Annotated in this window: 9 protein-coding genes; 5 read left to right on the forward strand and 4 right to left on the reverse strand. The window is 56.9% G+C overall.

The genetic code is table 11. The features are described 5' to 3' along the window. Nucleotides 1-72: 72 nt before the first annotated feature. Nucleotides 73-348 carry a DUF1471 family periplasmic protein YahO gene (yahO, locus tag FDW88_RS12875; RefSeq protein ID WP_115259327.1) on the forward strand — a complete coding sequence of 92 codons (276 nt, stop codon included), beginning with the start codon at nucleotides 73-75 and terminating at the stop codon, nucleotides 346-348. A 48-nt stretch (nucleotides 349-396) separates the two neighbouring features. On the opposite strand, the gene prpR is transcribed toward yahO, so the two are convergent. Further along, nucleotides 397-1992 carry a propionate catabolism operon regulatory protein PrpR gene (prpR, locus tag FDW88_RS12880; protein ID WP_137362696.1) on the reverse strand — a complete coding sequence of 532 codons (1596 nt, stop codon included), beginning with the start codon at nucleotides 1990-1992 and terminating at the stop codon, nucleotides 397-399. 251 nt (nucleotides 1993-2243) lie between these two features. Between prpR and prpB the strand changes: the two genes are divergently transcribed. The 4 genes from prpB to prpE all read left to right on the forward strand — a co-directional run bounded on the left by prpB (nucleotide 2244) and on the right by prpE (nucleotide 7833). Further along, entirely contained in the window at nucleotides 2244-3128 is an 885-nt protein-coding gene (gene prpB, locus FDW88_RS12885; RefSeq protein WP_115259323.1) for a methylisocitrate lyase, read from the forward strand. A 118-nt stretch (nucleotides 3129-3246) separates the two neighbouring features. Beyond that, nucleotides 3247-4416, forward strand: coding sequence for a 2-methylcitrate synthase (gene prpC / locus FDW88_RS12890; RefSeq protein WP_115259321.1), 1170 nt, complete (start codon nucleotides 3247-3249; stop codon nucleotides 4414-4416). Between the two features lie 39 nt (nucleotides 4417-4455). Beyond that, on the forward strand, nucleotides 4456-5907 hold the full coding sequence (locus FDW88_RS12895; protein ID WP_115259319.1) for a bifunctional 2-methylcitrate dehydratase/aconitate hydratase: 1452 nt from the start codon (nucleotides 4456-4458) through the stop codon (nucleotides 5905-5907). A gap of 39 nt (nucleotides 5908-5946) precedes the next feature. After that, nucleotides 5947-7833 (forward strand): propionate--CoA ligase, encoded by a 1887-nt coding sequence (gene prpE, locus FDW88_RS12900; RefSeq protein ID WP_135912494.1) that lies wholly within the window; start codon nucleotides 5947-5949, stop codon nucleotides 7831-7833. Between the two features lie 46 nt (nucleotides 7834-7879). Here the strand turns inward: prpE and FDW88_RS12905 are convergent, their stop codons facing one another. The 3 genes from FDW88_RS12905 to FDW88_RS12915 all read right to left on the reverse strand — a co-directional run bounded on the left by FDW88_RS12905 (nucleotide 7880) and on the right by FDW88_RS12915 (nucleotide 12600). After that, nucleotides 7880-8134 (reverse strand): YceK/YidQ family lipoprotein, encoded by a 255-nt coding sequence (locus FDW88_RS12905; protein WP_249354884.1) that lies wholly within the window; start codon nucleotides 8132-8134, stop codon nucleotides 7880-7882. Nucleotides 8135-8297: 163 nt separating this feature from the next. After that, the gene (locus tag FDW88_RS12910) at nucleotides 8298-11375 is read right to left on the reverse strand and encodes a beta-galactosidase (protein ID WP_137362698.1); all 3078 of its coding nucleotides are present in this window, start codon (nucleotides 11373-11375) and stop codon (nucleotides 8298-8300) included. 154 nt (nucleotides 11376-11529) lie between these two features. Continuing rightward, a complete protein-coding gene (locus FDW88_RS12915) occupies nucleotides 11530-12600 on the reverse strand; it encodes a LacI family DNA-binding transcriptional regulator (protein WP_137362699.1) in 1071 nt (356 codons plus the stop codon). Nucleotides 12601-12653 lie beyond the last annotated feature (53 nt).

The raw sequence follows: 12653 nt of genomic DNA on the forward strand, positions 1-12653 counted from the left end.
TCATCCTTGACTCGCACTATCGATGTTCAGGGGTCGATGATGGCGTAAAAACATAAAAATTGGAGCTTTTATATGAAAACTGGATATAAGGTATTAATTGGTGCGTTAGCTTTTGTCGTTTCCAACGCCTATGCCGCGGAACTGATGATGAAGGTCGATTTTGATAAGGTTGAGTCTCAGTACACCAAGATTGGCACGATTTCTACCAGCAATGAAATGTCTGCCGCAGATGCTAAAGCAGACCTGATTAAGAAAGCCGATGAGAAAGGCGCAGACGTCCTGGTATTAACCTCCGGTCAAACGGACAATAAAATCCATGGCACGGCTAATATTTACAAGAAAAAATAACGCGCTGAACTGAAAGACAAACAACCCGCTGGTCATCGTACCGGCGGGTTATTGTTTTAATCGCCGCCAGAATGTGGTTCTACTGATACCTAAATACCGCGCGGCTGCGGTTTTATCGCCATTACATTGCGCCAGCACCTGCTGCGGTGTCAGTGATGATGCCACCTGAGGAGCTTCGGAGGTAACGGCTAACTCCGGTAACAACTGCTGCAAAAAATGGATGTTCAGTTCAGGTTGCGGTTCCACGCTCAAAAACAGCGCCAGACGCTCCATCATATTACGCAGCTCGCGAATATTCCCCGGCCAGCCATAATTGAGCAGCGTCTGCTGGCTCAGCCCGAGTCCCTTACGCACCGTATCAGAAAACGGCGCGTCGAGTTCCGCCAGCGACTGTTTTAAAAATCCCTCTGCCAGCGGCAGGATATCGGGCAGGCGCTCGCGCAGTGGCGGCAGTGTGAGGCGCAGAATGCTCAGGCGATAAAACAGATCGGTTCGAAACTGGCCCTGTTTCATCTCCTGCTCGAGATGACAGTGGGTGGCGCTGATCACCCGCACATCGACCGGGATCGGCTGATGCCCGCCCACCCGAGTGACCTCTTTTTCTTCCAGCACGCGCAGCAGTCGGGTTTGTAACGGCAGCGGCATTTCACCGATCTCGTCGAGAAACAGCGTCCCGCCGTGGGCAATTTCAAACAGGCCCGCGCGACCGCCCCGACGAGAGCCGGTAAACGCGCCATCTTCATAGCCAAACAGCTCCGCTTCCAACAATGATTCGGTAATAGCCCCGCAGTTAACGGCGACAAACGGCGCTGAGGGCTTGCCACGTCGAGAGTCCTGACGGGTGAAATATTCTCGATGAATCGCCTGCGCCGCCAGCTCTTTCCCCGTCCCGGTTTCACCCTGAATCAGCACCGGTGCGCGCGAGCGGGCGTACAGCATGATGGTGTGGCGAACCTGCTCCATCTGCGGCGAATGACCGCGCATATCACCCAGCGTATAGCGGGTGCGTAGCGTATCGCCGCTGGCGTATTGCCCGTTGCGTCGGAGCGTCAGGCGGGTCATATCCAGCGCATCGCTAAAGGCCTGACGTACGGTGGCCGCCGAATAGATAAAGATCCCGGTCATCCCCGCTTCTTCCGCCAGATCGGTAATCAAGCCCGCGCCAACCACCGCTTGCGTTCCGCCGGCTTTCAGCTCGTTGATCTGCCCGCGCGCATCCTCTTCGGTGATATAGCTGCGCTGCTCTAGGCGCAAATTGAACGTCTTTTGAAAGGCGGTTAATGCGGGCAGTGTTTCCTGATAGGTGACGACGCCAATCGACGAGGTTAGCTTACCGGCTTTCGCCAGCGCCTGTAGCACGTCGAATCCGCTGGGTTTTATCAGGATCACCGGAATCGACAGGCGGCTTTTCAGATACGCGCCGTTGGAACCCGCGGCGATGATGGCATCGCAACGTTCGCTGGCGAGCTTCTTGCGGATATAGGCCACCGCTTTTTCAAAACCCAACTGAATTGGGGTAATGGTTGCGAGGTGATCAAACTCCAGGCTGATGTCGCGAAACAGGTCGAACAGGCGCGTGACGGAGACCGTCCAGATAACCGGTTTGTCGTCATTCATGCGTGGTGGAAGATGTGTCTCAGCCATCGCTAACCCCAAAATTAAAGAACCGAATATTGGGTTTAGTTGTGTTTCATAAATGTTGCAATGAAACGTTCAGGCCGGTTTCATGAAACGCGTGCTGACACGCTTTTGTGCGACAAAAATGCAGAGTTAAATTTTAATTAATTGTTTTAAAAGAAGTAAGTAAAAATAACGCACTCAATAAAGGCGTTGGCATACCCCTTGCTTTAGGTTAATCAACGAACGATAACAACTTGATAACAAGAGGATGGGATATGTCTCTGCACTCTCCGGGGCTGGCGTTTCGCGCCGCGCTCACTAAAGAAAATCCATTACAAATTGTTGGCACCATCAATGCGAACCACGCTCTGCTGGCCCAGCGCGCTGGGTATCAGGCGATTTATCTCTCTGGCGGCGGCGTGGCTGCCGGGTCGTTAGGGTTACCGGATCTCGGTATCTCTACCCTCGATGATGTACTGACCGATATCCGCCGTATCACCGATGTCTGCCCGCTGCCGCTGCTGGTGGATGCCGATATTGGGTTCGGATCATCCGCGTTTAACGTGGCACGCACTGTGAAATCGATGATCAAAGCCGGGGCCGCTGCGCTGCACATTGAAGATCAGATCGGCGCCAAGCGCTGTGGGCATCGTCCGAACAAGGCGATCGTATCGAAAGAAGAGATGGTCGACAGGATCCGTGCGGCGGTGGATGCGCGTACCGATCCGAACTTTGTTGTCATGGCGCGTACCGATGCGCTGGCGGTGGAAGGGTTAGACGCCGCTATCGATCGTGCGCAGGCGTATGTCGAAGCGGGCGCTGACATGCTGTTCCCGGAAGCCATTACGGAGCTGGCAATGTACCGCCAATTTGCCGATGCCGTGCAGGTACCGATCCTTGCCAACATTACTGAATTTGGCGCAACGCCGCTGTTCACCACCGATGAGTTGCGCAGTGCGAACGTGGCAATGGCGCTGTATCCGCTGTCGGCATTTCGCGCCATGAACCGCGCCGCCGAGCAGGTGTACAACGTGCTGCGCCAGGAAGGCACGCAGAAGAACGTTATCGACATCATGCAGACGCGCAACGAGCTGTACGAAAGCATCAACTACTACCAGTTCGAAGAGAAACTCGACGCGTTGTACGCCACTAAGCCGTAGGCCTGATAAGGCGCAGCCGCCATCAGGCAATGCCGGATGGCACTACGTTTATCCGGCCTACAACGTATGACGCGATGCATACCCTCAATACCCTATATATAAAAATAACGAGGACAACATGAGCGACACAACGATCCTGCAAAATAGTACGAATGTTATTAAGCCAAAAAAATCGGTCGCGCTGTCCGGCGTGACCGCCGGCAATACCGCCCTGTGCACCGTTGGTAAAAGCGGTAACGATTTACACTATCGTGGCTACGATATTCTCGACCTCGCGCAACAGTGCGAATTTGAAGAAGTGGCGCACCTGCTGATCCACGGAAAATTACCCACCCGCGATGAACTCAACGCCTACAAGGTTAAATTAAAAGCGCTGCGTGGCCTCCCGGCAAACGTGCGTACCGTTCTGGAAGCGTTGCCTGCCGCTTCGCATCCGATGGACGTGATGCGTACCGGCGTTTCTGCGCTGGGCTGCACGCTGCCGGAAAAAGAGGGGCATACCGTCTCCGGCGCGCGCGACATTGCCGATAAGCTGTTGGCCTCGCTCAGCTCGATCCTGCTGTACTGGTATCACTACAGCCACAACGGTGAGCGTATCCAACCGGAAACCGATGACGATTCCATTGGCGGTCATTTCCTGCACCTGCTGCACGGCGAAAAACCGTCGGCCAGTTGGGAAAAAGCGATGCACATCTCGCTGGTGCTGTATGCCGAACACGAATTCAATGCCTCGACCTTTACCGGACGGGTGATTGCGGGAACCGGATCGGATATGTATTCCGCGATTATCGGCGCCATTGGCGCGCTGCGAGGTCCGAAACACGGCGGGGCCAACGAAGTGTCGCTGGAAATTCAGCAGCGCTACGAAACCCCGGATGAAGCCGAAGCTGATATCCGTAAACGTGTAGAAAACAAAGAGGTGGTGATTGGCTTTGGTCACCCGGTCTACACCCTTGCTGACCCGCGGCATCAGGTGATCAAGCGCGTGGCGAAGCAGCTTTCCCAGGAAGGCGGCTCGCTGAAAATGTACAACATCGCCGACCGTCTGGAAGAGGTAATGTGGGATACCAAAAAGATGTTCCCGAACCTCGACTGGTTCTCGGCGGTTTCCTACAACATGATGGGCGTCCCGACCGAAATGTTCACCCCGCTGTTTGTCATCGCCCGCGTCACCGGCTGGGCGGCGCACATCATTGAACAGCGCCAGGATAATAAAATCATCCGGCCTTCCGCCAACTACACCGGCCCGGAAGATCGCGTATTTGTCGCTATTGAAAAGCGTTGCTAATGCAAAACCTCTAAAGATAAAAAACAGGAAACGTACCCTATGTCCGCTCATATTTCGAATGTTCGCCCTGAATTTGACCGTGAAATCGTTGATATCGTTGATTACGTGATGAATTACGCCATCACCTCGACGGTGGCGTATGACACCGCGCATTATTGTCTGCTCGACACCCTCGGCTGCGGGCTGGAAGCGCTGGAATATCCGGCCTGTAAAAAACTGCTGGGGCCGATTGTCCCGGGGACGGTGGTGCCGAACGGTGTTCGCGTGCCGGGCACCCAGTTTCAGCTCGATCCGGTGCAGGCAGCGTTTAACATTGGCGCGATGATCCGTTGGCTGGACTTCAACGACACCTGGCTTGCCGCGGAATGGGGCCATCCTTCCGATAACCTTGGCGGGATTCTGGCCACCGCTGACTGGCTGTCGCGCAATGCGGTAGCAGCGGGTAAAGCGCCGCTGACTATGAAAACCGTGCTGACCGGTATGATCAAGGCCCATGAAATTCAGGGCTGTATCGCGCTGGAAAACTCCTTTAACCGCGTCGGCCTGGACCACGTTCTGCTGGTGAAAGTGGCCTCGACCGCCGTAGTCGCCGAGATGCTGGGACTGACCCGCGATGAGATCCTCAACGCGGTTTCGCTGGCGTGGGTCGACGGACAGTCGCTACGAACCTATCGTCATGCGCCGAATACCGGTACGCGTAAATCCTGGGCGGCGGGGGATGCCACATCCCGGGCGGTGCGTCTGGCGCTGATGGCCAAGACCGGCGAGATGGGGTATCCGTCTGCGCTGACGGCGAAAACCTGGGGCTTCTATGATGTCTCCTTCAAAGGAGAAGCGTTCCGCTTCCAGCGTCCGTACGGCTCTTACGTGATGGAAAACGTGCTGTTTAAAATCTCCTTCCCGGCTGAGTTCCACTCCCAGACCGCGGTAGAAGCCGCCATGACGCTGCATGAAAAACTGCTGGCTGCTGGTAAGACGGCCGCCGATATCGAAAAAGTGACGATTCGTACACACGAAGCCTGCATTCGCATCATCGACAAAAAAGGCCCGCTGGATAACCCGGCGGATCGCGACCACTGCATCCAGTACATGGTGGCGGTCCCGCTGCTGTTCGGACGCCTGACGGCGGCTGATTATGAAGACGGTGTGGCGCAGGATAAACGCATCGACGCGCTGCGAGAGAAGATTAACTGCTTCGAAGATCCGGCCTTTACCGCCGATTATCACAACCCGGAAAAACGCGCCATCGCCAACGCTATCACCCTGGAGTTTACCGACGGCTCCCGTTTTGACGAAGAGGTGGTGGAATATCCGATCGGCCACGCGCGTCGTCGGACTGACGGCATGCCGAAGCTGGTCGAGAAATTCAAAATCAACTTGGCGCGCCAGTTCCCGACCCGCCAACAACAGCGCATTCTGGATGTTTCCCTGGACAGAACTCGCCTGGAACAGATGCCGGTTAATGAGTACATGGATTTGTTCATTATCTAAAACCTGACTCATTAGGCGTAAGTTCAACAGGAGAGCATTATGTCTTTTAGCGAGTTTTATCAACGATCTATCACTCAACCTGAGTCATTCTGGGCCGAGCAGGCCCAGCGTATTGACTGGCAGCAGCCGTTTACTCAGGTGCTGGACCATAGCCATCCGCCGTTTGCGCGCTGGTTTTGCGGTGGGACGACCAATCTGTGCCATAACGCCATTGACCGTTGGCTGGAGAAGCAGCCCGATGCGCTGGCGCTGATTGCTGTTTCCTCGGAAACCGAAGAAGAGCGCACGTTTACCTTTCGTCAGCTGTATGACGAAGTCAACGTGACGGCCGCTATTCTGCTGTCGCTAGGCGTGCAGCGCGGCGATCGGGTATTGGTGTACATGCCGATGATCGCCGAGGCACACATTACGCTGCTGGCCTGTGCACGCATTGGCGCGATCCACTCGGTGGTGTTCGGCGGCTTCGCCTCGCACAGCGTGGCGGCGCGAATCGACGATGCCCGACCGAAGGTCATCGTGTCGGCGGATGCCGGGGCGCGCGGGGGCAAGATCCTGCCGTATAAAAAGCTGCTCGATGAGGCTATTGACCAGGCGCAGCATCAGCCGCACCACGTGGTACTGGTCGATCGTGGGCTGGCGAAAATGGCGCGGGTCGAGGGGCGCGATCTCGATTTTGCCGCGCTGCGTCAGCAGCATCTCGGGGCGCGCGTGCCGGTGGTGTGGCTGGAGTCGAACGAAACCTCCTGCATACTTTACACTTCCGGCACGACCGGCAAGCCGAAGGGCGTGCAGCGTGACGTTGGCGGCTATGCGGTGGCGCTGGCGACGTCGATGGAGACCATCTTTGGCGGCAAAGCGGGCGGCGTGTTCTTCTGTGCCTCGGATATTGGCTGGGTGGTCGGACACTCCTACATCGTTTATGCCCCGCTGCTGGCGGGGATGGCGACGGTGGTGTACGAAGGGCTGCCGACGTACCCGGACTGCGGCGTGTGGTGGAAGATTGTCGAAAAATATCAGGTCAGCAGAATGTTCTCTGCGCCGACCGCCATTCGCGTGCTGAAGAAGTTCCCGACCGCGCAGATCCGCAATCACGATCTCTCCTCGCTGGAGGTGCTGTATCTGGCGGGCGAGCCGCTGGATGAACCCACTGCGAGTTGGGTAACCCAAACGCTGGGCGTGCCGGTGATCGACAACTACTGGCAGACCGAATCTGGTTGGCCGATTATGGCAATTGCCCGTGGCGTGGACGACAGGCCGTCGCGTCTGGGCAGCCCCGGTGTGCCGATGTATGGCTACAACGTGCAGTTGCTCAACGAAGTGACCGGTGAACCCTGCGAAGCGAACGAAAAGGGTATGCTGGTGATTGAAGGGCCGCTGCCACCGGGCTGTATTCAGACCATCTGGGGCGATGACGAACGGTTTGTGAACACCTACTGGTCGCTGTTCTCCCGCCAGGTTTACGCCACCTTCGACTGGGGGATCCGCGACGCAGACGGCTATTACTTCATCTTAGGCCGCACCGATGATGTGATAAACGTGGCCGGACACCGGCTGGGCACCCGTGAGATAGAGGAGAGTATTTCCAGCTATCCGAACGTCGCGGAAGTGGCGGTGGTCGGCGTGAAAGATGCGCTGAAAGGGCAGGTGGCGGTGGCGTTTGTTATCCCTAAACAGAGTGACAGTCTGGAAGACCGCGACATTGCGCATTCAGAAGAGAAGGCGATTATGGCGCTGGTGGACAGCCAGATTGGTAACTTTGGCCGTCCGGCACATGTCTGGTTTGTGTCACAGCTGCCGAAGACGCGATCGGGCAAGATGCTAAGGCGTACGATCCAGGCGATCTGTGAAGGCCGAGATCCCGGCGATCTGACCACCATCGACGATCCCGCGTCGTTGCAGCAAATTCGCCAGGCAATCGAAGAATAATCCCCGTTAAACGGCCCGGTAGCGCGATGCTTACCGGGCCTACGATTTAATGCGTTTTCTTATACGGTCCGTGATAATAATCAAACGGCGTATATAGCGTATCGGCAACAAAAGATAACGGCACATCGACAAATAACAGCGCTAAATCGAAATAGTTAAAATCATAACCGCCCGGATTTTTTATTTTCGCAATGTCGCTCTGAGTACCGACGTAATAGGTATTAGAATCCCCATCTTCCGAGCGTGCATTAATGCTGCCACATCCTGAAAGTAATACGCTGATAAATAGCGCCATTACCATCTTTGTCTTTCTGCTCATATTACGACCTGGCTTACCATCCTGTTTTACCATAGCAGTATAAAAGCGGTTTTTTCCCGCATAACTTAAACCAGTAGTACCCGTCCAAAGGCTGGAAATATATGCTCTGTAGGCCGGATACGTGTCGCGCCATCCGGCAATATGTTTAGCCCCAGATAACCTGGTAGTGATAACGCCCTGCGCTCAGCAGAAACTCCGGGGAAACGGAAGGGCTCCACGAATCATCCCCGCCGACGCCCATATGGAAACCGTCAATATTGAGCCAGGTTCCCGCCTCCGGCGACAGCAGATGGCGATGGCTGGTTTCCATTAACTGTTTTTGGCTGTAGCGGCTGATGTTGAACTGGAAGTCACCACACCACTGATGCGCCCCGTAGCGCAGCTCGCGCGTACCGCAGCGCAGGCCGTTTTCGCTCGGGAAGACGTAAGGGGTGTACATCTCATCCAGCGACAGATCCCAACGGTCAAAACAGGCCGCGCTCAGGCGATCCGGGTAGTTCTCATGCGGGCCGAGACCTAACCAGTTTACGCGTTCGGCAACCTGCGCCAGTTGGCAGCTGAGGCCGATACGTGCCGGGTGCGGCGTTCCGTTGGCGACATCGACATCCACCGTGATATGCATCTTGCCATGGCCGTCGATACGGTAGGACTTGCGGCTGATAAACAGCGTTTCGCCCTGATACAGCCAGGCGTGCGCGGTGGTAATCAGCACGCTTTCCGACAGGGATTCGGCTTCGCACAACACCCGCTGAGGTTCTGCGCGATAATGGCCGGCGGCTTTCCAGCGTTCGACCCAGGCGTTAGGGTCGATGCGCGTCACTTCGCTGACGCCAATGTCGTTATCCAGCGGCGCGCGGGTGAACTGGTCAATGAGCGGGCTTAACAGTTGCGCGTCGCCGCCCAGCCAGTATTGCGTCAGCAATCCTGATTGACGGCAGAATTCCCAACGTTTATCGCTGACGGTCACCGCGAATGTATCGTCACTGACGGTGAGCTGTGGCACGGCGCTGGCGCGTGGGGGGAGCGTTAGGCTGAGTTTCTCTTCCAGCTTCCATTGCTGCCAGGCGCTGATATGCCCGGCGTTTGACCACGCGGTGGCCTGAGGTTGTTCCACGCGCACGGTCAGCCACAGCTGACCGGCGGTGTCCGGCATGGGGAGGTCCGGCAGGGTAACCCGCTGACAACCCTGCGGGGCGATATCCAGCGTGACCTCGCCGGTGGCCAGCAGATTGCCGTCCTGGGCGAGAGACCAGTGCAGGATTTCGTTATCGCTGCGGCGGAACAGGTATTCGCTACGCACTTCAATCTGGCGTTCGTCGCCCGGCAACAGCGTAAACTGGAAAAACTGCTGCGCGTGTTTGGCTTCATACAGCGACGGATGCGGCGTGCGATCGGCAAATACCAGCCCGTCCATGCAGAACTGGCGGTCATTCGGCGTGTCGCCAAAATCGCCGCCGTAGGCTGACCACGGGTTGCCGTTGTCGTCATATTTTGTCAGCGACTGATCGACCCAATCCCAGACAAATCCACCCTGCAGACGCGGATACTGGCGGAATGCCTGCCAGTATTTGGCGTAACCCCCGAGACTGTTCCCCATCGCGTGGGCGTATTCGCAGAGGATCAGCGGGCGCTGCTCGCCGGGCATCGACAGCCATTTTTTGATAGACCATTTCGGTACCGCCGGGAAGGGTTGGTCCTGGTCAACGCGGGCATACATTGGGCAAATAATGTCGGTCGCAGCGGTATCCGCCCCGCCGCCTTCATACTGCACCGGGCGGGACGGGTCTTCGGATTTCAGCCAACGGTAGAGAGCGTCGTGATTTGCGCCGTGCCCGGATTCGTTGCCCAGTGACCAGATAATAATGCTCGGATGGTTGCGGTCGCGCTGCACCATGCGCGTCACGCGCTGGCTCATCGCCGGAAGCCAGGTGGGGTCATCGCTCAGGCGGTTCATCGGCACCATGCCGTGGGTTTCGATATTGGCTTCATCCACCACGTACAGGCCGTAGCGGTCGCACAGGGTGTACCACAACGGATGATTTGGATAATGCGAGCAGCGCACGGCGTTAAAGTTGTTTTGCTTCATCAGGACGATGTCCTGCACCATCGTTTCTTCATCCATCACCTGACCGTTTTGTGGGTGATGTTCATGACGGTTGGCGCCGCGGATCAGCAGCGGCTGCCCATTGAGCAACAGCAGACCGTTTTCAATGCTGACCTGGCGGAAGCCAACGTCGCAGGCTTCGGCTTCAATCAACGTGCCGTCGGCGGTATGTAGCAGCACTACCGCGCGGTACAGATTCGGGGTTTCAGCGCTCCACAGCGCCGGACGTTCAACGTTCAGGCGCAGAGTGGTGCGATCGGCATACGCGCCGCGCTCATCAATAATCTCCCTACCAAAAGGCGAAGTGGCTTCACCGGTCAGCGTATCGCCTTGCCACAGTTGCAGCGTCACACGTAAATCATCGCGCGGCTCGCCCGCCATTCTGACGTCGGCTTCCAGCACCGCGCGGCTGAAATCATCGTTAAAACGGGTGTGGATACGCAGGTCGCGGATCTGCGTGTCCGGCTTATGCAGCAGCGAGACGTCGCGGAAGATACCGCTCATGCGCCACATGTCCTGATCTTCCAGATAGCTGCCGTCGCTCCAGCGCAGCACCATCACCGTCAGACGGTTTTCGCCGTCGCTCAGGAAATCACTGAGATCAAACTCGGACGGCAGGCGGCTGTCCTGCCCGTAGCCGACCCAGCGGCCATTGCACCACAGATGAAACGCTGAGTTCACGCCGTCAAAAATAATGCGCGTCTGTCCCGTCTGTCGCCACGCGGCATCCACTTTGAATGTGAGCGAGTAACATCCTGTCGGATTCTCCGTTGGAACGTGCGGCGGATTGACCGGGAACGGGTAGGTAATGTTGGAGTAGATCGGCGCGTCGTAACCGTCCATTTGCCAGTTAGACGGTACGGTTACGCTATCGGCCTGCGGCAAATCGCCCGCAAGCCAGCTTTCCGGCACCGCTTCAGGTGAGGCAAACCAGGCAAACTTCCACTCACCGTTCAGCGACTGTAACTGTGCCGAATGGTGGTTGTTACGGGCGTCCTGCGCAGAGCGCCAGCTGCAAAACGGCGGGTGCGCGTCAAGACGATTAAGCTGAGTGACGCCGGGGTTTTCCCAGTCGCGACGTGCCAGTACGGCGGCGAGTGAATCCGTGTTCAGGGTCATGGCAGTATCCTGTGTAAATTTGTTATCCGCTCACAATTTAACTGAACATACGAGGATTGAGATTATCCTGTAAAGGATGGGGTGGGTAATCAGTGAGCTGACTCACAGTAATTCAGCTCAGTAACAGCAGATGTGAGCGCTCGCTGTGGAGACGTTACAGCCGAGAAACCTGACGTGCCAGCTGCATCAGCGACTCCGCCAGTGCCTGCGGCGTTGCCTGTTGTCTGTTCGGGGGCAGCACCGTTTTACGCTCGACCAGCGTCACCGGCAGGAGTTGATTGCCGAGGCTCTCACCCTCCTGTGAAAGCTGCAGCAGTTTATCGACGCTGGTTTGCCCGAGCGTCGGAAAATCCTGCTTGATGGTCGTGAGTGGCGGGATATAACAGGAGCTGTCTTCGGTATCGTCGTAGCCAATCACCGAGATATCGGTCGCCACCCGCAGGCCGGACTCGCTGATGGCCCGCATCGCGCCCAGCGCCATTTGATCGTTGGCAACCAGCATGGCGGTCGGGATGACGCCGTCGTTCAGCATCTGCATGGTTTGTGTAAAGCCGGACATTGCGCTCCAGTCGCCTTCCAGTTCCGCGACGGGTTGCTGCTGATAGTGCGCCAGATACTTATGCCAGCCCGCATGCCGTAACCGCGCCGAGACTGAGCTGTGCGGTCCGGCCAGCAGGGCGATACGCTGATGCCCGTGCTGGACCAGGTGCTCAACGCCGAGGCGTGCGCCGTCATCATGGGAGAAAATCACGCTGTTAACCGGCGACTGGTCAGAGACGTCCAGAAATAGCACCGGCACCGTACCGCAGGCGGCGGCGACGGCAATTGCGTCGTCTTCATCCAGCGGATAGTTGATGATAAGCCCGGTCACCCGCTGGGAGAGCAGGTTATGCACCGCTGCTTTGCAGGCGTCTACGCCGCTTCGCTCGACCATGGCGATCACCACGCTGGCCCCGGACTGGTCGGCGCGGGATTTTATAGCCGCAACGATTTGCGAGGGCGCGTGCAGGGCAAGGTTCGCCGTCGCCACACCAATCAATGGCGTTTGTTTACCGGCCAACTGCTGGGCAACGCGGTTGGGGATGTAATTGAGCTCCGCCATCGCGGCCTCAACTTTCTGACGGGTTTTGGCGGAAACGTGGCTGGCCTGATTCACGACGCGCGAGACGGTCTGGTAAGAGACACCTGCATGGTCTGCCACATCGTATAGCGTTACCGGTTTCACATTCTTCACCCTTCATTACGTTATCTACGCGCTATCATGCCACAGCACGTAGG

Origin of the sequence: Citrobacter sp. wls829 (assembly GCF_005280825.1) — a bacterium.
Classification (GTDB): domain Bacteria; phylum Pseudomonadota; class Gammaproteobacteria; order Enterobacterales; family Enterobacteriaceae; genus Citrobacter; species Citrobacter gillenii.